The organism is Variovorax sp. KK3 (assembly GCF_001984055.1).
Classification (GTDB): domain Bacteria; phylum Pseudomonadota; class Gammaproteobacteria; order Burkholderiales; family Burkholderiaceae_C; genus Variovorax.
In genome coordinates this window covers 1-18,402 of the sequence record NZ_LYVO01000061.1, presented here as the reverse complement: position 1 = coordinate 18,402, position 18,402 = coordinate 1, and the positions used below count along the sequence as shown (strand labels likewise).

The window sequence follows — 18,402 nt, the reverse complement described above, 5'->3', positions numbered from 1 at the left end:
TCAGGGCCAGGGCGTGAGCACGCCGAGCTTGTAGGGGTCGGCATCGCTCAGCAATTCGCAGCGCGACATGTCCCGGCCCTGGGTGCCGTCGCAATAGAACGCGTTGTAGACGCGGCCGAAGAGCGTGGGCGTGGAGGTGAACAGCACGCCCTGCGTGGGTTGCCAGCGGTCCTTGGCGGCATTCGCTTCGCCGGCCGGCTCGGTGAACTCGGCCAGCGTCTTGTGCGCTTCGTCGCCTCGCCAGCGGCTGGACAGTTCTTGCGGTCCGGGTCGCACGGCCACCGGAATCAGCAGGCCGTTGACCTGGAAGCCGCGCGCGAAGCGGTGCTCCTTGCCGGCCAGGAAAGCGTAGGCACACGCCGCATGGCATTGGCCGCGCGCCTCCGTGTTGACGCCGCTGTCCCGGATCGCACGGGCATAAGCGCCCGCGACCTCTGCGGTGCCGCCCAGCGAGTTCTCGAAGATCACCGTGCGCACCTGGCCGCCGCCCAGGTGCTCCATGAACTGCCCGATGGCGCTGCCGTCGAGCATGCCGCTGACCCGCAGGCGGCTGCCTTCGAGTTCGATCTCCGCCGCCTGCGCACCGGCGGCGAGGATGGCTACAACCAACAACCAGCTTTTCACGCCTGCAGCCTTTCAGGTTTGCCCGTCGAAGTACCCGACTTTGTCCGACATCGGCCGCCGGCGCTGTCGGTCAAGGGCTCAGGATAGGGCGTGAACGAACGCAGGGCCATTGGCTGTTAGTGTTACTTACTCCATTTGACTAATGCTTCTGTTTGCAGTCCTGCTGGTAAAGTGGGCTCAAAACCGGGGAAATGCCATGACGACTTGGTTGCGCTGGGTGCTGTGGGTGGTCTGCGTTGCCACCGTGGGCTGGCTTTGGCTCGCGGGCGCCTTGGGCGCCGGCGGGGCGCTTGCGGCGGCTGCGGCCAGCTTCCTGCTGTTCGCATGGCCCAACCCGGCCCAGCGCCGACGGCGCTCGGCGCTTCGTTACATCGAAATGGGCAAGCTGCCGATCGGGCTCCACTGAGGCACCCGTTCGATCGCTAGATGCTCTGCGGGTCGACGTCGACCAGCCATCGGATCACCCCTTTGCCCTCGGGCTCGCGGCGCAGCCCGTGCAGCAGCGGCTGCCAGGCCCACAACATTTTCTGAAGCGCGACGCGTGAACGGCTTTCGATCAGCAACTGCGCCCGTTCGACGTTGGCCACACGCTGGATGGCATGCGGCACTGCCGGGTAGCGGGTCACCAACTCGGCGCGCTCCAATCCCTCTGCCGCGGCGCTGGCCGCATTGAGAAAGGCCTGCGCCCCTTCCTGCGTTCGGGCATCGGCACGCAGCAATGCCTGGAAGGCGAAGGGCGGCATGCCGGCGGCGGCGCGATCCTGCAGCTCGCGCTGCGCGAAGGCGGGATAGTCGTGCTTGCGCAGCGCCTCGAACAACGGGTGCTGCGGGTGGTGGGTCTGGATCCACATCTCGGCGGTCGCGCCTTGAGCCGCAAGGTAGGCCGCATCCCGCCCCGCCCGTCCTGCCGACTGCATGAGCAGACTGAACAGCCGCTCTGGCGCACGGAAGTCGCTGGAGAACAGCGCGCCGTCGGGGTTGGCGGCGGCCACCAGCGTGATGCGCCGAAAGTCGTGCCCCTTGGCGATCATCTGAGTGCCCACCAGAACGTCGACCTCGCCGGCATGCACCGCGGCCAGCTGCGATTGCAATGCGCCTTGCTTGCGCGTGCTGTCGGCGTCGATGCGGGCGATGCGCACCGGGCTGCCGTCCGGTCGTTTCACTGCGGCGAACAGCTCGCCCAGGTGCTCCTCCAGCCGCTCGGTGCCGCGGCCCACCGGCGCGATGTCCGGGTTGCCGCAGGACGGGCAGGCGCGCGGCACGCGTTCGGTGAAGCCGCAATGGTGACAGCGCAGGGTGCGGTCGATCTTGTGGAAGACCCGGTACGCGCTGCAGTGCGGGCATTCGCTCTTCCAGTCGCAGTCGCCACAGGCCAGCACCGGGGCGTAGCCGCGCCGGTTGAGGAAGATCATGCTCTGCTCGCCGCGCGCCACCCGTTGGCCGATGGCCTCCAACAGCGCATCCGACAGCACGGTGCGCGCCGGTTGCCGGCCCATGTCGACCAGGCGCACCGCCGGCAGCGCTGCCGTGCCGATGCGCGTGGGCATCTCGAGGCGCGAATATCGTCCGCCGGGGTCGTCGCCTTCCGCCGGCCGGCTCTGGTGCCAGCTTTCCAGCGACGGCGTGGCCGAACCCAGCATCACCTTGGCGTTCTCGCGCCGCCCGCGCCACACGGCCAGGTCTCGGGCCGAGTAACGGGCGCCTTCCTGCTGCTTGTAGCTCGGGTCGTGCTCTTCGTCGACCACGATCAGCCGTAGCGTTGGCAGCGAGGCGAACACCGCCATGCGCGTGCCCAGCACGATGCGCGCTGCGCCCGCGTGCGCGGCCAGCCAGCTGGCCAGGCGCTGGGGGTGGGTCATGCCGCTGTGCAGCGACACCACGGCCGTGCTGCCGAAGCGGTCCTTGAAGCGGGCCTCCAGCTGTGGCGTGAGATTGATTTCCGGCACCATCACCAGCGCCTGCGCGCCAGGCTCGCGGTCGAGCAAGGCGGCGACGGCTTGGAGATAGACCTCGGTCTTGCCACTGCCGGTGCTGCCATGGAGCAAAAAAGGACCGGGTTCCGCTTCGAAGCGCGCCAGGGCCCGGGTCTGCTCGGCGCTAGGCGGCAGACCGGCGTGGGCCGCCCCGGCCGCCTCCGCCGCGGCCTCCGGCGGCACCGCCTGACGCTTCAAGCGGCGCGCGAGCTGCACCGCGCTCAGGTCGCGCAACTGCGGCGGCAGGGCCGCCAACGCGATTTCGCCGAGCGAGCGCTGGTAGTAGCGGGCGGCGAAGCCCACCAGGTCGCGCCATGCCTCGCCGAGCGGCGCCAGCGCGTCCAGCGCGCCGGCTACCGGCTTGATCGCCGGCCCGTCGGTATCGCTCAGTTCGGGCGCGGCGGGCTGGCCCGACCACACCACGCCCAGCACCTCGCGCCGGCCCAGCGGCACCCGCACCAGCGTGCCTGGGGGCAACGATTCCCGGCTGGCGTAGCTCAGTACATCCCCTAATGCGCTGTGCGCGGGGGTCTGAACTGCCACCTCGAGACGCCAGCTCAAAGCGCGCCTTCCTTCCGCGTCTGGGTTAAAGCAAGTTGGAGCAAAGCAGCCTAAGTCGTTGATTTGCCAGTGCTTTGGCGGACATCCAGAGTTCTTGTGGATAACTTTGTTGATATCGGGGCTCCACAAGCCGCGAAGCCTTGAAAATCAAGGCTTCCGCTGGAATGCCCGCAAAAACGGCAAAGTTTAAAAGCTATAAAAATCAACAACTTAGCAACACCATGGCTCTGGGAGCGCTGTCATCGGTGCCCCAGAAGCTTTTCTGCGATGCAACAGCCGTTTTGTGCATAAGTCAGTCCGTCCTCACCATGGATGAACTTGACAAATGCGTGACAGGCGATCTCAGGTGCTTACAAGCCATAACCGAAGCCAGGAGGGGACGCCCTGCTGATCAGTTGGTACTCAGGTGCTGCTCAGTTGCCGCGCAGCGCGCGTGACCGTGCATGCACAGCGGCGACCAGCGCTGCGACGTGCTCGGGCGGCGTGAACTGGCTGATGCCGTGCCCGAGATTGAAGATGTGGGTCGGGCCGGCGGCCGAAGGGTCCGTATGGGGCCGGCCGAAGGCATTCAGCACCTTGTCGACCTCGGCCTCGATCTGCGCGGGTGGCGCGAACAGCACGTTCGGATCGATGTTCCCCTGGAGCGCCTTGGCGCCCGGGCCTTCGCCGACGAGGGCGCGCGCGCGGGCCAGGTCGACCGTCCAGTCCAGCCCCAGCACTTCGCAGTCGAGGCCGCGCATGTCCTCGAGCCACAGGCCGCCGCCTTTGGTGAACACGATGCGCGGCACCGGCTGCCCGTCGACGCCCTCGCGTTTCAGCTGCTGCAGCACGCGTGCGGTGTAGGCCAGGCTGAAGTCCTGGAACGCCCCATCGGCGAGCACGCCGCCCCAACTGTCGAACACCATCACGGCCTGCGCGCCGGCGTCGATCTGCGCATTGAGATAAGCCGCCACGGCATCGGCGTTGACCGCGAGCAGGTGGTGCATCAGGTCCGGCCGGCTGTACAGCAGTGTCTTGACCAACCGATAGTCGCTGGAGCCGGCGCCTTCGACCATGTAGCAGGCCAGCGTCCAGGGGCTGCCCGAAAAGCCGATCAGCGGCACCCGTCCATCCAGCGCGCGGCGGATGGAAGCAACCGCATCGAACACGTAGCGCAAGCGCTCCAGGTCGGGCACTCGCAGCGCCCGTATGGCGGCCTCGTCGCGGACGGGACGCGCGAAACGCGGGCCTTCGCCGGCTTCGAACGACAGGCCCAGCCCCATGGCGTCGGGCACGGTCAGGATGTCCGAGAACAGGATCGCCGCATCGAGCGGGTAGCGCGCCAGCGGCTGCAGCGTGACTTCGGTGGCGTAGTCCACGTTCGTGGCCAGGCCCATGAAGCTGCCGGCCTTCGCACGCGTCGCCACGTATTCCGGCAGATAGCGCCCGGCCTGGCGCATGAGCCACACGGGCGTCTGGTCGGTGGACTGGCGCCAGCAGGCGCGCAGGAAAGTGTCGTTCTTCAAGGGGGCGAAAGGCATCCCGCGATTGTCGCAGGGCCTTCCGCGCGGGCGGGGTCGGTCAGGCGGCCGACTTGTACTTGATCGAGCAGCCGTAGGGCCGCGTCGCCGCGGCGCTGATCGGCTTGCCGCCGAAGGCCTCGCCCAGCGCCTGGTTCACGTAGTTGGTCGCCGTCTTGATGTCGTCGACCCGGCTCGAGGCGATGCTGTCGATGCCGCCGGCGTACACCAGCGTGCCCATGGGATCGATGATGAACAGGTGCGGCGTGGTGCGCGCGGCGTAGGCCTGGCCGATGACGCCGTCTTCGTCCATCAGCACCGCGGTGGGCGCGGCCGACTGCTCCTTCATCCATGCGTCGAGCGCGGCGGGCTTCAGGTAGTCGCTGGCAGCGCGTTCGGTCGAGTTGACGGACAGCCAGACCACGCCCTTGGCGGTGGCGGCTTTCTGGGTGGCGGGCATGTTGCCGCTGCCGTAGTGCTTGCGCACGAAGGGGCAGCCCGGGTTGGTCCATTCCAGCACCACGAACTTGCCGGCGAAATCGGACAGCCGATGCTGCTTGCCGCTGGTGTCCACTGCGACGAAATCGGGCGCCTTCTGGCCCACGGCGGGCGCGGCCTCGGCGTTGGTGCCCATCAAAAAGGTGGCTCCCAGGGCCACGGCGGCGGCCATCACGGCACGCCGCGAGGCCCGGCTGAGGGCGGCGCGGGCGCGGCGCGCAGCGCGCAGGGAACGCGAGTCGGCGGTTGACGATGCGGTCATGGTCAGCTTGAACTCCTGTTGTAAATTTTTCAACTGTCGCGACAGCTTAGAACGGTTTCCTCGACGGCTTGTGACAACCCGTGAAGAGGCAGGGTCAAAGTCTGGCGAGGGCGGCGCGAAGCTCGTCCTTGCCCAGGATTTCGGTCAGCACCTCCGGTGCCTTGCCCGGCGCCATCAGCACGTAAGCCGGCACGCCGCTGCGGCCCAGAGCCGTCAGCGCGGCCGTGATCTCGGGGTCGCGCCGGGTCCAGTCGGCGCGCAGCATCGCGACCCTTCTTGCGTCGAATTCGGCCAGCACCTCGGCGTCTGCCAAAGTGCTGCGCTTGTTGTACTGGCAAGTGACGCACCAGGCGGCCGTGAAGTCGACGAACACCGGCCGGCCCTCGGCCGCCAGCGCGCTCACCCTTTCGGGCGACCAGGGCTCCCAACGTTCGCCACTGGCGGCGGCCATGGCGGGCGGCACGCCGCGCAGCACGTTGCCGCCGATCGCGCCGGCCAACACCGCGGTCACGCCGATCAGCAGGCCGGCCAGCACCACGCGGGTCCGGCCGCGCAGCGTCAAGGCCCACACGACGGCGGCCAGACAGACCAACAGGCCCAGCAGCGCACCGGCGCCATCGATGCCGCTTTGCTGGCCGAGCACCCAGACGAGCCAGGCGACCGTGGCGAACATCGGAAAAGCCAGCAGGCGCCGCAGCACGTTCATCCACGGCCCGGGCCGTGGCAGCAGGCGCGCGACGCCGGGGACGAAGCCGGCCGCCAGGTAGGGCAGGGCGAGGCCCAGGCCGAGCGCGGCGAAGGTCAGCAGCGCTTGCGACGCCGGCAGCCCGATCGCGAAGCCCATCGAGGCGCCCATGAAAGGGGCCGTGCAGGGCGATGCGATGACCACCGCCAGAACGCCGGAAAGAAAGTCGTTGGCCAGCGGATGCTGCACCTGGGCGCTGCACACCGACGACGGCGCGAGCATGCGGAACTCGAACAGCCCCGCCAGGTTGAGCCCGATCAGCGTGAACAGGCCTGCGAGCACGGCCACCACGCCCGGCGACTGCAGCTGGAAGCCCCAGCCCAGTTCGGCACCGGCAGCGCGCAGGCCCAGCATCGCACCGCCAAGCGCGAGGAAGGAGAGCATCACGCCGCCGGTATAGGCCACCGCCGCCAGGCGATGGCCCCGATGGTCGTCGGCACGCCGGGTGAAGCCCAGCACCTTGATCGCGAGCACCGGGAACACGCAGGGCATCAGGTTGAGCAGCAGGCCGCCGAGCAGCGCGCCGAGCAGCGCGGCCGCCAGGCTGCCGGTGGGCTGCGACTGCGACTGCGTCTGCGCTTGCGATGGCGCGGCATTGGCTTCCAATGCAGCCTGAAGTGCGGGCGAGACCTGCGCGCGCTGCGCCACCGCGGGCCAACTGCCGCTGATCGGCGACTCGGCCCGCCAAGCCACGGGCTGCCCGGGCTGGCGATCGGCCTCGGACAGCGCGACCACCAGCGGCAGCGTCGTGGGGCTGGCACTGCGCTGGTCGGCCAGGGGCACGGTGGCGGTCCAGGTGTCGCCGTCCCAGGACTGGGTCCAGTCCTTGCCCTGCACCGCGGCCGTGTGGATGAGTTCGGTGACCTCGGGGAAGAACTCCAGCGTCTTGCCGCGCGCTGCGGGCGGAAGCCCTTCGAGCCTCACCTTGAGCGCCTGTCCCTCGATCGCGACCGATCCCGTCTTGGCCAGGGCCGCGGGCTGGGCCGCCTTCGCCGCGTCGAAGGCGGCCTGGTGCAGCGCTGTGGAGCCCTGCACGGGCAGCTTGAGCAGGAACTCGCCGTCTTCCGGGATGCATTCCTTGCGGCAGACCAGCCAGGACGCCTTGAGCTTGATGTCCACCGAATCCGCGCCGCCGGCAAGGGCGGCCGGCGCCTTGAAGTCGGGCGCCACCGCGATCGGCACGGGCAGCAGCACGGTGTTCTCGTAGCCGTAATTGGCCAGGGTGCCGATGGGGATCTTCTTCGGCACCGGCCAGTCGATGTCGCCGGCCGACAGCCCCGCCGGCAGCGACCAGCTCAGCTCGGTGGGCAGACCGGAGTCGCCGGCGTTCTTCCAATAGGTGTGCCACTCGGGCTGGTGCGTGATCTGCAGGCCGACCCACACCGGCGCGCCCGGCGCAACGCCCTGGGGTGCCTGGGCCACCAGCTCCGCGCGCACGTGCGGCGTGGTGACGACCGGCCCAGCCCGGGAGGCCAGCTGGGCAGCCGCCGGCAGACAGGCCGCGAGGGCGGAGGCCAGGAAGGCCGCGAGGCGGAAGGAGCGGAGGAAAGCCATGCCGGTTTGTCGGAGCGTGCGGGGTGGGCGAAGTTCCGGTGCCGCCCGATCAGGCCGACCAGCCCAGCACCACGCGGCGGGTGCTGGCGCTCTTTTTCTCGATCTTGGTCACGACCACGCCGCCGATCTCGCTCGTGTTGGCCACGTGCGTGCCGCCGCAAGGCTGGAAGTCGATGGTGTCGGGTTCGCCGATCCGGATGGTGCGCACGGTGCCGGTGCCGCGCGGCGGCTGCACGCTCATGCTCTTGACCAGGGCCGGGTTGGCATCGAGCTCGGCATCGGTGATCGCGCCCACCGCCAGCGGCAGGCCGGCGGCCACCAGACGAGCCAGGCCGGCGCTGAGCGACTCCTTGTCCAGCGGCTCGGTCATGTGGAAATCCAGGCGGGCGTAGTCGGGTGTGATCGAGCAGCCGTCCACGGGCTGCGGCACCAGGTGGCACAGCAGGTGGGTGGCGGTGTGGAAGCGCATCAGCCGGTGGCGCCGCGCCCAGTCGATGCGGGCGGTGACGGCGTCCCCTGGTTTCAGCGAGTCCAGCACGTCGGCCTGTCCAGGTGCGGGCAGGTGGACGATGTCGCTGGTGGGCCGGCCCTCGGCGTCCTTGGCCTTGCGCGTGTCGGCGATTGCCAGTTCGCGCCCGTCGGCCAGCACCAGGTGCCCGCTGTCGCCTGCCTGCCCGCCGCCGAGGGGGTAGAACACCGTGCGGTCCAGCACCACGCCCGTTTCGTCGATGCGTAGCACGCGGGCCTGGCACTCGCGCAGGTAGGCATCGGAACGGAACAGGTCGTCGGTCATCGCCCGAATGGTAGCGGTGCCGTCGAGACGGGGTGCGCCCACGCGGGAATTCGCCCACAGCCGACATCCCCTGGCCCGCGCGGGCCCGGATGATGAGGCTCGATCGCCCGCCCTCAAGGATTCCATGGACATGACCCGTTTCGCCCGACGCCGCCTTCCCCAACTCCGCCTGCCCGCGCTCGCTGCAGTTTGCGCCGCCGCCCTGTTCGTGGCCGGCTGTGGAGAAACGGCCAAGCTGCCGCACGAGGCGGGCGTCGGCCCCACGCCGCAGCTGCCGGCGCCCAACAAGACGCTGGTGCCGACGGTCAAGGTCGCAGAGGCCGTGGGCTGGACCGACACCGCCGGGCCGACCGCGCCGAACGGCTTCACGGTGACGGCCCTCGCGCGCAACCTGGACCACCCGCGCTGGGTCTACACCCTGCCCAACGGCGACGTGCTGGTGGTCGAAAGCAACAAGCCGCCAAAGCCCGAATCGTCCGACGACGGGCTTTTCAAGAAGCTGCGTGGCAAGGTGATGGGCATGGTCCAGAAGCGCGCCGGCGCCACGGCGCCCAGCGCCAACCGGATCACGTTGCTGCGCGACGCCAACGGCGACGGCACGGCGGAAGTGCGCCAGGTGTTCATGCAGAACCTGATGTCGCCATTCGGCGTGGCGCTGGTCGGAAACGAACTCTTCGTGGCCAATGCCGATGCGCTCGTCAAAGTGCCCTACACGGAAGGCCAGACCCGCATCGACGCGGCGCCGGTCAAGGTGACCGACCTGCCCGCGGGCATCAACCACCACTGGACCAAGAACGTCATCGCCAACCGCGACGGCACCAAGCTCTACGTGACCGTAGGTTCCAACAGCAACGTCGGCGAGAACGGCCTGGCGGCCGAGGAAGGCCGCGCCGCGATCTGGGAGGTCGACGTGAAGACCGGCGAAAAGCGCCTCTTCGCCGGTGGCCTGCGCAACCCGAACGGCATGGCCTGGGAGCCCGACACCAACGTTCTGTTCACGGTGGTCAACGAGCGCGACGAGATCGGCAGCGACCTGGTGCCCGACTACCTGACCTCGGTGAAGGACGGCGCTTTCTACGGTTGGCCGTGGAGCTACTACGGCGGCATCGTCGACGTGCGCGTGCAGCCGCAGCGCCCGGACCTGGTGTCCAAGGCAGTGGCGCCGGATTACGCGCTCGGCGCGCATGTGGCCGCGCTGGGCCTGAGCTTCTCGCACCCGCGCGGCATGCCGCCTGAATTCGCCAACGGCGTCTTCATCGGCGAGCACGGCTCCTGGAACCGCAAGCCGCTCTCGGGCTACAAGGTGGTGTTCGTGCCTTTCATCGGCGGCCGCCCGAGCGGGCAGCCGGTCGATTTCTTGACCGGCTTCCTGAACGCAGAGGAAAAGGCGCAGGGGCGCCCGGTGGGCGTGACGCTCGACAAGAGCGGCGCGCTGCTGGTTGCCGACGACGTGGGCAACGTCGTCTGGCGCGTGGCGCGCGCGAAGTAGGGCGCGAAACGGGGTGCGAAGCAGCGGCCGACCGCGCTCAGGCGTCGAAGCCCGCCAGCACGACCTTACCCTGGGCCTTGCCGCTTTCGATCAGCGCATGGGCCTTGCGCAGGTTCGCCGCGTTGATGGTTCCGAAGCCGGCGTTGGCCGTCGTACGGATGCGGCCCGCATCGACCAGCGCCGCCACTTCGGCCAGCAACTCGCCTTGGCGCGCCATGTCGGCCGTCTCGAACTTTGAGCGCGTGAACATCAGCTCCCAGTGCAGCGAGATGGACTTGCCCTTGAGCGGCATCGCGTCGAGCACCGGCGCGTCGTCGATCACCGCGAGCTGGCCCTGCGGCCGCAGGCTCTCGATGATCTGCGCATAGTGGCGCGCGGTCTCGGTCAGGCTGGCCACCATGTCCACTTCGCCGATCCCGGCATCGCGCAACTCGGCCGCCAGCGGCTTCGAATGGTCGACGACCGCGTGCGCTCCGAGTGACAGGCACCATGCGCGCGTCTCGGCGCGCGACGCCGTGGCGACCACGCGCAGTTGGGTGAGCTGCCGCGCCAGCTGGATCAGGATGGAGCCGACGCCACCGGCACCGCCGACGATCAGCAGCGTCTGGCCGGCGCCGCCGTTCTTCGGCACCCGCAGGCGGTCGAAGAGCAGCTCGTAGGCGGTGATGGTCGTCAGCGGCAGCGCAGCAGCCTGGGCGTCGTCGAGGCTGCGGGGTGCCAGCGCCGCGATGCGCTCGTCGACCACGTGCAGCTCGCTGTTGGCACCGGGGCGGATGATCGATCCCGCATAGAAAACCCGGTCGCCTGCCTTGAAGCCCGTGACCGACGCGCCGACGGCCTCGACCGTGCCGACCGCGTCCCAGCCCAGCACCTTGGCTTGGCCGGCCTCGGGCGCCACGTTCTTGCGGATCTTGGTGTCGACGGGGTTCACCGACACCGCCTTCACGCGGACGAGCAGATCGCGCGATCCCGGGGTGGGCGCGGGCAGTTCGAGGTCTTCGAGCGAGGCGGGGTCGTCGATGGGGAGCGAATGGCGGTAGCCGACGGCTTTCATGGGCAAGTCCTGGAAAAAAGCAATGCCAGAAACTTTAGGGCTTGTGTCCGCATTTGATAATCCCCGCGCTCATTGCTTCAAATTCAAATGAAGATTGAAAATCTGGCCGACCTCCACGTGCTGGTGCACACCGCGCGCGGCGGCACGCTGACTGCGGCGGCGCGCAGCCTGGGCCTGACGCCGGCCGCCGCCAGCGCCGCACTCAAGCGGCTGGAGGCGCAACTGGGCGCGCGCCTGTTCGAGCGCTCCACGCGTGCCATGCGGCTGACGCCCCAAGGCCAGACCCTGCTCGACTACGCGAGCCGGGCCTTCGAACTGCTGGCCGAGGGCGAGTCGCTGGTGACTGCCGATCGGGCCGACCTGGTCGGCACGCTGCGCGTGGCCGCCCCGTCCGACCTGACGCGGGGCGCGCTGCTGCCGTGGTTCGACGAGTTTCTGGAAGCCCACCCGGGGCTGCAGCTCGCGCTGTCGGTGGGCGACCGCCCGCTCGACGTCACGCGCGACGAGGTCGACGTGGCGCTGCGCTACGGCGCGCTGGCCGATTCGCGGCTGGTGGCGCGCAAGCTGGCCGACTCCCGCCCGGTGCTCTGCGCAGCCCCGGCCTATCTGGCGCGACATCCCGCACCGCAAGCGCCGCAAGACCTCCTGAAGCACAACTGCCTGACCTTCCATCGCAGCGGCCGGCGCCAGCGAATCTGGCGCTTCGCGCGGCACGGTCAATGGACGGAGGTGCGGGTGGACGGCGACCGCATCGCCGACGATGCCTCGCTGGCGCGCCAGTGGGCCGTCGAGGGGCGCGGCATCACGCTGAAGTCGATGCTGGACGTGCGCAGCGACGAAGCGTCGGGTGCGCTGCTGCGGCTGCTGCCCGACTGGGACACCGAGCCCTATCCGCTGCACGCCCTGCTGCCGAGCGGTCGCTTCGTGCCCGCTCGCGTCCGCGCACTGGTGGACTTTCTGGCCGCGAAGTTCGCGGCGCTCTTGCCGCTCGAAGACGGTCCGGCCACTAAGATCGCCGCATGACCGCCCGCACGTCCGCTCCCCGCAGCCGCTTCTGGTCGCAACTCCGTGCGCCCGATTTCGCCGGTCTCGATCCCGCCGCCACCGTTGCGGTGCTGCCGCTGGGGGCGACCGAGCAGCATGGTCCGCACCTGCCGCTGGGCGTCGATTCGACACTGGTCGACGGCATCGTGGCGGCCGCGCTGCCCCTGCTGGCGCCGGAGCTGCCGGTGCTTTTCCTGCCGACCCAGGCGATCGGCCTCAGTCCCGAGCACGCGCGCTTTCCTGGCACCTTGACCCTCTCTTCCGAAACCCTGATCCGGCTCTGGCGCGAAATCGGCGCCGGCGTCGCGCAGGCCGGCGTTCGCAAGCTGCTGCTGTTCAACGCCCATGGCGGGCACACCGGCGCCATGGAAATCGTGGCGCGCGAGCTGCGCGTGGCGCACGGGCTCATCGTCTACGGCGCCAGCTGGTTCAACCTGCCGCTCGGCGAGGCGGGCGCGCAGTTCAGCGCCGACGAGCACCGCTTCGGCGTGCATGCCGGCGAAATCGAAACTTCGATGATGCTGGCGCTGACGCCGTCGCAGGTCGAGATGAGCGCCGCGCGCGACTTCGGCTCGACCTCGCGCCAACGCGCGGCCGACTACCCGGTGCTCGGCAACGGCCGCAGCGCCAGGCTGGGCTGGGCCATGGAGGATTACAACCCCGAAGGCGCAGCCGGCAATGCGGCGGCCGCGAGCGCTGCGAAGGGTCAGGCCGTGGTGGACGCGGCAGCGCGTGGTTTGGCCGATCTTCTGGCGGAGATCTCCCGCCTGCCACTGTCGACCGCGTACACCGGGCCCTTGCCCTGAGCCGGTTCAGCCTGCGACCGCAGGCCCGGCAGGTGCGGCGTCCTCGATCTTGATGCTGCCGTCGGGCCGCTCGCAGGTGCCGATTGACAGGCCGCTGGCCAGCGCATGCGCGCGCAGCTGTTCCATCACTTCGTCGCGGCCCGGCGTTTCCGAGAACTCGGGCATGGCGTCGAGCGCGAACAGCTGGAAGGCGTATCGGTGCACGCCGTGCCCCGGTGGGGGGTCGGGCGGCAGCCAGGCCGTCTGCAGATAGGAGTTGCGACCGGCATGCAGTCCGCTCCCCTCGTTGTCGGCGCTGGGAAAGGCAGCTTCGGCCAGGCTGCCATCTTCGGCGGGCAGGCCGACCGCGATCGCATGCACCAGCGGATTCGGCGTGGGCGAGTCGGCGTCTTCCACGAGCAACACCAGCGATGCAGCGCCCGGCGGCACGCCCGTCCATTGCAAGGGCGGTGACAGTCCCTCGCCGTCGGCCGTGTAGCGGGCCGGGATCGGCGCATGGTCGGCGAAGGCCAGGCTGCCGAGCGTGATCGAGGCCATGCCTTCGCGCAGGCCCAGCGTGTTGAAGGCGATCTCGTCCAGGCCGGCGCGTACGCCTTGCAGGGCCTGGCCGATGGCATCGGGAAGTTTTTCGAGCATGGCGCGAGGTATAGCGCGCGGCTCTGCAGTGGCGTGTAGGACGCGAGAGCTGCACAGTGCTCCGCTATCATGAATCGAGCCCTGCCGCCGGCAGCCGCTCTTCCCCGCCTCCACCTTTCGTCCCTCAAGGAACCGTATGAGCATCGTCTGGACCATCTTGATCGGCTTCGTCGCGGGCCTCGTGGCGCGCGCCATCAAACCGGGCGACGACTCGGCCGGCTTCATCGTGACCACGCTGATCGGCATCGCCGGCTCGCTGATCGCGACCTACGTGGGCCAGGCGATGGGCTGGTACACGGCGGGCGAGGGCGCCGGCTTCATCGCCTCGGTGGTGGGCGCGATCGTGCTGCTCTTCGTCTGGGGCCTGCTCCGGCGCAAGTAGGCCGCGGACGGCGCGAAGATCGGAGGCGGCGATGGGCCGTCGCGCCAGGGCGCACCACCACGTCTACGTGGTCGAGCTCGACGACCGGGTCTGGAACATCGCCCGCTTCCGCCGCGCCAATCCCGGCTACCAGCTCGGGCGCCCCTTCGTCTACGTCGGCATGACGGGGCTGGATCCCGACGTACGCTTCGACAAGCACAAGGCCGGCATCCAGGCGAACAGCTTCGTGCGGGACTACGGGCTGCGGCTGCTGCCAGGGCTCTACGAGGCCTACAACCCCATGCCCTACGAGGCGGCCCGCGAAATGGAAGTCGAGCTCGGCATCGCCTTGCGCGAGAAAGGCTACGGCGTCTGGCAAGCCTGAACGGAGAACCCATGGACCACACCGCCTGCATCGTGATGACCACCGCCAGCACCGAGGACGAAGCGGAATCGCTGGCCTCCGCCATCGTCGAGGCACGGCTCGCCGCCTGCGTGCAGGTGCAGCGCGTGCGCAGCTTCTACATCTGGAAGGACGAGCCGCACCACGAGCCTGAATGGCTGCTGATGATCAAGACGCTGCCCGCGCGCTACGAAGCGATCGAGGCCTTCGTCCGCGAACGCCACAGCTACGAAACGCCGGAGGTCGTGCAGGTGCCCATTACGGGCGGTTCGCCGGACTATCTGCAATGGCTGGCCGCGGGAAGCCGCGGCGGCGGTGCGCCGGCCGTGCCTCAGGAGTAGGTGACCCAGCCTTCGTAGGCCGGGCCGTCGAGGTGCGGCAGCGTGTTGTAGGTGACGAGCATGTGGCGCTTGGGCGTGAACGCGAACTCGGTCACCGAGGTGTTGCGGATGCGCAGGTTCAGTTCGATCGTGGTATCGGCGCTGGTGCCCAGCACGTGGCCCACGGCGGTGCTGATCGGCCCGCCGCTGGACACCACCAGCACGCGCGCGCCGTGGTGCCTGCCGCGCACGTGGTCGAGCGCCGTGGTCACGCCGGCCAGGAAGTCGACGTAGCTCGGCATGCCGACCGGCGTGGTGCGGCCCTGCATCCAGCTGCCGAGGCCATCGCGCAGCAGCCGGAAATGGTGCCGGTAAGCCTCGGGCGACTCCGGTTTTTGCAGCTTTTCGGGATGGATGGTCGCGATGACCGCCTCGGCGTCGTACTCGTTGAGGCCGGGCCAGGGCAGCACGTCCTGCTCCGACAGCCCCAGGCCCTCGGCGATGCCTTCCCAGGTCTGGCGGTGGCGCTTCAGCGTGCCGGTGATGACCGCGTCGAATTGCATCCCGCGCTCGCGCCAGTACTCGCCGAGCCGACGTGACTGCCGCTGCCCCAGTTCACTGAGCTGGTCGTAGTCGTCCGCGCCGAAGCTGGCTTGGCCGTGGCGCACGAGGTAGAGGGTTCCCATGCCGCGAATTCTGCCGGCCGCTGCCGCGCCGCGCGGTCACGGCGGCGACCGGCGCGTTTGTAGCGCTTTAGCATCAACTTCGACCAAGCGTGCAAAAAGCAACGTTTCATGTAAGCGAGTGAATCAAAAAGTTCTCACCGTGTAAGAATGCGACCTTTCGCGACATTGCTGTGCGCTCGGTGCGCCCGCAGGCGCGCTGCGACATCAATCAGAAGGTCAGCACAAGGATGAACAAGGCATACAGGAGCGTCTGGAACGAGGCGATCGGCGCATGGGTGGCCGTGTCGGAAGCCACGGCCACGCGTGGCAAGCGTTCGAGCGGGCTCGCGACCGTGGTGGTTGCCGCCGGCCTCGGCCTGCTGGCGGCGCCAGGCGGCGCGCAGGTCGTCTACAACAACGGCGACGTCCTGACCGCACCGATCGACACTACGCCATCGAACATCACGCTGCAAAGCGCCGATGCCGGCACCGCCACGCAGAGCGGCGTGATCAGCGGTACCAACGGCATCATCAAGACCGGTGCCGGCATCGTCGTGCTGACCGGCAACAACACCTACCAGGGCAACACCACCATCAACGCCGGCGCGTTGCAGGTGAGCACCGACGACGTCAACAGCAACCTGGGCGCTCCGGGCGGCGGCATCGTCCTCGACGGCGGTGCGCTGCGCATTGGCGCCAGCAACTTCGAAAGCGCGCGCACCATCACCGTCGGCGCGGCCAACGGCGCGATCGACGTGGCCGGCACCGTTGGCAACCTGCTGACCGGGCAGATCACCGGCACCGGCGTGCTCACGCTGCGCAACAGCGGCACCAACGCGCTGGGCGTCGAGACCCAGCGCCTCGCCATCGACAACGCCACCAACAACTACAGCGGCGGCACCGTGCTCGAAGGCAACGGCACGGCTGGCCGGCTCAATGTCCAGACCAGCACCGCGGGCTCGCTCGGCACCGGCCCCGTCACCGTCGGCACGAATGCCGAGCTGCGCTTCCAGGGCCCCGGCGCCAGCGCCGGTGCGCTCGCGATCACGGTGCAGCCCAGCACCGACATCAACGGCACCAACAGCGGCATTCAGTTCCAGGGCGGCGCCACGGCGGGAACCGCGACGATCAACGTCAACGGCGCGGGCTCGTACGCGGTGTTCGGCGGCGGCGCCGGCAGCGGCTCCACCGCGCAGCAAGCAAATATCACCAACAACGGCGGCCGCCTCGTCTTCCAGGAGTCGAGCACCGGCGGCAGCGCGGCCATCGCCAACACCAGCGGCACCCTGCAGGTCGCGAACGTCGCGACGCTCAGCGGTGCATCGGTCGTCAACGGCCCCACGGGGCAGATCTACGTGCACGCCATGAACACGGGCGTCAATGCGGCGATCGGTTCGCTGTCGGGCACCGGCATCGTCGTGCTCGGCGACGCCACGCTGGAAGTCGGCGCCCTGGGCAAGAACGACGTCTACGGTGGCGTCATCGGCAACACCGGCCCCGGTCTCACCGACAGCAAGGGCAGCATCATCATCAACCCGATCCTGGCGGGCAACGGTGCGGTCGTGAAGGTCGGCGCCGGCACCCTGGCGCTGACCGGCGACAACACCTATACCAACGGCACCACCATCAGCGCCGGCGCGATCCAGCTGGGCAACGGCGGCGCCACCGGCAGCGTGCAGGGGACCATCACCAACAACGCCTCGCTGGTCGTCAACCGGTCGGACAACTACGCGCTGGGCAACCTGATCGACGGTACCGGCTCGCTGACGCAGGCCGGCACCGGCACCACCACCGTCACCAACGCGTTGAATACGTACGGCAACGGGACAGTCCTGAAGGCAGGAGGTTTGACGGTCGCGAGCGGTGCCTCGATCGGCGGCGGGGCGCTGACACTGATCGGCGGGACGCTTGGCACGCCGGCCGTGAACCAGGTGATCACCAACGCGGTGGTCCTCGACGGCGCGGCCAACCTCGCCCCCAACGCCTCGACGACCTGGAGCGGGCCGGTCACGCTGGCCAGCAACTCGACCCTGACCATGGTCCCGGCGCAGGGCACGCTGACTTTCGCGGGCGCCATCGGCGGCGGCGGTGGCATCACGCTGGACGCCAGCGCGGCCGGGTCCTGGGGCAGCTACAACTTCCAGGCGGCCAACAACTACGCCGGCGCAACCACCGTGCAGGGCAATGCGGCATTGGTCGTGAACGGCGCCGGCAACGTGCCGGGCGCCCTGACCATCAACGGCAACGGCACCGTCTTCACCGACGGGAACGCCCGCCTGTCGCCGACGGCCACCGTCACGGTCAACTCGGCTGGCAACAACGTCAACGGGCAAGCGCAACCCGGCCTGCTGCTGCTCAACGCGGCGCAGACCATCGGTCAGCTCGACGGCACCGGCACGGTGGGCCTGGCCGGCTCCACGCTGACCGTGGGTGCCGGCACCTTCTCGGGCAGCATCGCCAACAGCCCGGCCTTCTCCGCGACGCCAGGCTCGCTGGTCAAGAACGGCGTCGGCACGCTCGCACTGTCGGGCATCAATACCTACACGGGCGCCACGACGGTTGCCGGCGGCACGTTGCGTGCGGGCGCCGTCAACACGCTGAGCGCCGCATCGGCGCACACCGTGGCGGTCGGCGCCACGCTCGACACGGCCGGCTTCAATCAGACGGTGGCCTCGCTCAACAACAGCGGCACGGTGTCACTGGTGAGCGGCTCCGCCGGCTCGACGCTGACAGTGACCGGACCCTACGTGGGCAATGCCGGCACGCTGAGCCTGGGCACCGTGCTGAACACGAACGGCCCCTCGGACCGCCTGGTGCTCGACGGCGCCACCGCGGTCGCGAGCGGCAATACCACCGTGCAGATCACCAACCGGGGCGGCCTCGGTGGCCTGACCACGGGCAACGGCATCGAGGTGATCACGGCGCTCAACGGCGCCACCACGACCGCCCAGACCACCAAGAACGCCTTCGCGCTCGGCGGCGGCCACGTGGATGCGGGTGCTTTCGAATATCGGCTGTATGCCGCGGATGCGGGCGGTGCCGGCGAGAACTGGTACCTGCGCTCGCAGGTGATTCCTCCGCCGCCCCCGCCGCCGAGCGCGAAGGCGTTCTTGGT

General features: G+C 69.2%; 17 protein-coding genes. 8 read left to right on the top strand and 9 right to left on the bottom strand.

Annotation, left to right across the window (positions count from 1 at the left end):
• Entirely contained in the window at positions 1-624 is a 624-nt protein-coding gene (locus B0W80_RS24400) for a hypothetical protein (protein WP_256856678.1), read from the bottom strand.
• Between the two features lie 196 nt (positions 625-820).
• Between B0W80_RS24400 and B0W80_RS24395 the strand changes: the two genes are divergently transcribed.
• Complete coding sequence (locus B0W80_RS24395) at positions 821-1,030, top strand: hypothetical protein (RefSeq protein WP_077001750.1); 210 nt, start codon at positions 821-823, stop codon at positions 1,028-1,030.
• Positions 1,031-1,046: 16 nt separating this feature from the next.
• Here B0W80_RS24395 and priA read toward each other — a convergent pair whose 3' ends face one another.
• The 5 genes from priA to B0W80_RS24370 all read right to left on the bottom strand — a co-directional run bounded on the left by priA (position 1,047) and on the right by B0W80_RS24370 (position 8,509).
• On the bottom strand, positions 1,047-3,158 hold the full coding sequence (gene priA, locus B0W80_RS24390; RefSeq protein ID WP_077001749.1) for a primosomal protein N': 2,112 nt from the start codon (positions 3,156-3,158) through the stop codon (positions 1,047-1,049).
• A gap of 413 nt (positions 3,159-3,571) precedes the next feature.
• Positions 3,572-4,678: a uroporphyrinogen decarboxylase gene (hemE, locus tag B0W80_RS24385; protein WP_077001748.1), complete on the bottom strand. Its 1,107-nt coding sequence runs from the start codon at positions 4,676-4,678 to the stop codon at positions 3,572-3,574.
• A 40-nt stretch (positions 4,679-4,718) separates the two neighbouring features.
• Complete coding sequence (locus B0W80_RS24380) at positions 4,719-5,417, bottom strand: redoxin domain-containing protein (RefSeq protein WP_083745603.1); 699 nt, start codon at positions 5,415-5,417, stop codon at positions 4,719-4,721.
• Between the two features lie 94 nt (positions 5,418-5,511).
• Positions 5,512-7,716: a protein-disulfide reductase DsbD gene (locus tag B0W80_RS24375; protein WP_179107015.1), complete on the bottom strand. Its 2,205-nt coding sequence runs from the start codon at positions 7,714-7,716 to the stop codon at positions 5,512-5,514.
• A gap of 49 nt (positions 7,717-7,765) precedes the next feature.
• On the bottom strand, positions 7,766-8,509 hold the full coding sequence (locus B0W80_RS24370) for an alanyl-tRNA editing protein (RefSeq protein WP_077001747.1): 744 nt from the start codon (positions 8,507-8,509) through the stop codon (positions 7,766-7,768).
• A gap of 124 nt (positions 8,510-8,633) precedes the next feature.
• Between B0W80_RS24370 and B0W80_RS24365 the strand changes: the two genes are divergently transcribed.
• A complete protein-coding gene (locus B0W80_RS24365; RefSeq protein ID WP_077001746.1) occupies positions 8,634-9,998 on the top strand; it encodes a sorbosone dehydrogenase family protein in 1,365 nt (454 codons plus the stop codon).
• A gap of 37 nt (positions 9,999-10,035) precedes the next feature.
• Here B0W80_RS24365 and B0W80_RS24360 read toward each other — a convergent pair whose 3' ends face one another.
• Positions 10,036-11,052 (bottom strand): zinc-binding alcohol dehydrogenase family protein, encoded by a 1,017-nt coding sequence (locus B0W80_RS24360; RefSeq protein ID WP_077001745.1) that lies wholly within the window; start codon positions 11,050-11,052, stop codon positions 10,036-10,038.
• An 87-nt stretch (positions 11,053-11,139) separates the two neighbouring features.
• On the opposite strand from B0W80_RS24360, the gene B0W80_RS24355 reads away from it, so the two are divergent.
• Both B0W80_RS24355 and B0W80_RS24350 read left to right on the top strand, forming a co-directional pair.
• Positions 11,140-12,075 (top strand): LysR family transcriptional regulator, encoded by a 936-nt coding sequence (locus B0W80_RS24355; protein WP_077001744.1) that lies wholly within the window; start codon positions 11,140-11,142, stop codon positions 12,073-12,075.
• Positions 12,072-12,902, top strand: coding sequence for a creatininase family protein (locus tag B0W80_RS24350; protein WP_077001743.1), 831 nt, complete (start codon positions 12,072-12,074; stop codon positions 12,900-12,902). Before B0W80_RS24355 ends, B0W80_RS24350 begins: the two co-directional genes overlap by 4 nt.
• Before the next feature lie 6 nt (positions 12,903-12,908).
• Here the strand turns inward: B0W80_RS24350 and B0W80_RS24345 are convergent, their stop codons facing one another.
• The gene (locus B0W80_RS24345) at positions 12,909-13,538 is read right to left on the bottom strand and encodes a YbhB/YbcL family Raf kinase inhibitor-like protein (RefSeq protein WP_077001742.1); all 630 of its coding nucleotides are present in this window, start codon (positions 13,536-13,538) and stop codon (positions 12,909-12,911) included.
• A gap of 136 nt (positions 13,539-13,674) precedes the next feature.
• Here B0W80_RS24345 and B0W80_RS24340 point away from each other — a divergent pair, with 136 nt between their 5' ends.
• Genes B0W80_RS24340 through cutA form a run of 3 tightly spaced genes read left to right on the top strand, consistent with a single transcriptional unit; the run spans position 13,675 to position 14,643 of the window.
• On the top strand, positions 13,675-13,920 hold the full coding sequence (locus B0W80_RS24340; protein ID WP_077001741.1) for a GlsB/YeaQ/YmgE family stress response membrane protein: 246 nt from the start codon (positions 13,675-13,677) through the stop codon (positions 13,918-13,920).
• A gap of 31 nt (positions 13,921-13,951) precedes the next feature.
• Positions 13,952-14,284 (top strand): hypothetical protein, encoded by a 333-nt coding sequence (locus B0W80_RS24335; protein WP_077001740.1) that lies wholly within the window; start codon positions 13,952-13,954, stop codon positions 14,282-14,284.
• Between the two features lie 11 nt (positions 14,285-14,295).
• Positions 14,296-14,643 (top strand): divalent-cation tolerance protein CutA, encoded by a 348-nt coding sequence (cutA, locus tag B0W80_RS24330; RefSeq protein ID WP_077001739.1) that lies wholly within the window; start codon positions 14,296-14,298, stop codon positions 14,641-14,643.
• Here cutA and B0W80_RS24325 read toward each other — a convergent pair.
• The gene (locus tag B0W80_RS24325; RefSeq protein ID WP_077001738.1) at positions 14,634-15,308 is read right to left on the bottom strand and encodes a histidine phosphatase family protein; all 675 of its coding nucleotides are present in this window, start codon (positions 15,306-15,308) and stop codon (positions 14,634-14,636) included. The two genes, cutA and B0W80_RS24325, sit on opposite strands and share 10 nt — an antisense overlap.
• 227 nt (positions 15,309-15,535) lie before the next feature.
• Here B0W80_RS24325 and B0W80_RS36425 point away from each other — a divergent pair.
• On the top strand, positions 15,536-18,402 hold a 2,867-nt coding region (locus B0W80_RS36425), incomplete at its 3' end, for an S-layer family protein (protein WP_179107014.1).

Bases quoted from the DNA above. Each gene is read 5' to 3' on its own strand.
- B0W80_RS24395 (WP_077001750.1), top strand. From the start codon at position 821: ATGACGACTTGGTTGCGCTGGGTGCTGTGGGTGGTCTGCGTTGCCACC.
- hemE (WP_077001748.1), bottom strand. From the start codon at position 4,678: ATGCCTTTCGCCCCCTTGAAGAACGACACTTTCCTGCGCGCCTGCTGG.
- B0W80_RS24380 (WP_083745603.1), bottom strand. From the start codon at position 5,417: ATGACCGCATCGTCAACCGCCGACTCGCGTTCCCTGCGCGCTGCGCGC.
- B0W80_RS24375 (WP_179107015.1), bottom strand. From the start codon at position 7,716: ATGGCTTTCCTCCGCTCCTTCCGCCTCGCGGCCTTCCTGGCCTCCGCC.
- B0W80_RS24370 (WP_077001747.1), bottom strand. From the start codon at position 8,509: ATGACCGACGACCTGTTCCGTTCCGATGCCTACCTGCGCGAGTGCCAG.
- B0W80_RS24365 (WP_077001746.1), top strand. From the start codon at position 8,634: ATGGACATGACCCGTTTCGCCCGACGCCGCCTTCCCCAACTCCGCCTG.
- B0W80_RS24360 (WP_077001745.1), bottom strand. From the start codon at position 11,052: ATGAAAGCCGTCGGCTACCGCCATTCGCTCCCCATCGACGACCCCGCC.
- B0W80_RS24355 (WP_077001744.1), top strand. From the start codon at position 11,140: ATGAAGATTGAAAATCTGGCCGACCTCCACGTGCTGGTGCACACCGCG.
- B0W80_RS24350 (WP_077001743.1), top strand. From the start codon at position 12,072: ATGACCGCCCGCACGTCCGCTCCCCGCAGCCGCTTCTGGTCGCAACTC.
- B0W80_RS24345 (WP_077001742.1), bottom strand. From the start codon at position 13,538: ATGCTCGAAAAACTTCCCGATGCCATCGGCCAGGCCCTGCAAGGCGTA.
- B0W80_RS24340 (WP_077001741.1), top strand. From the start codon at position 13,675: ATGAGCATCGTCTGGACCATCTTGATCGGCTTCGTCGCGGGCCTCGTG.
- B0W80_RS24335 (WP_077001740.1), top strand. From the start codon at position 13,952: ATGGGCCGTCGCGCCAGGGCGCACCACCACGTCTACGTGGTCGAGCTC.
- cutA (WP_077001739.1), top strand. From the start codon at position 14,296: ATGGACCACACCGCCTGCATCGTGATGACCACCGCCAGCACCGAGGAC.
- B0W80_RS24325 (WP_077001738.1), bottom strand. From the start codon at position 15,308: ATGGGAACCCTCTACCTCGTGCGCCACGGCCAAGCCAGCTTCGGCGCG.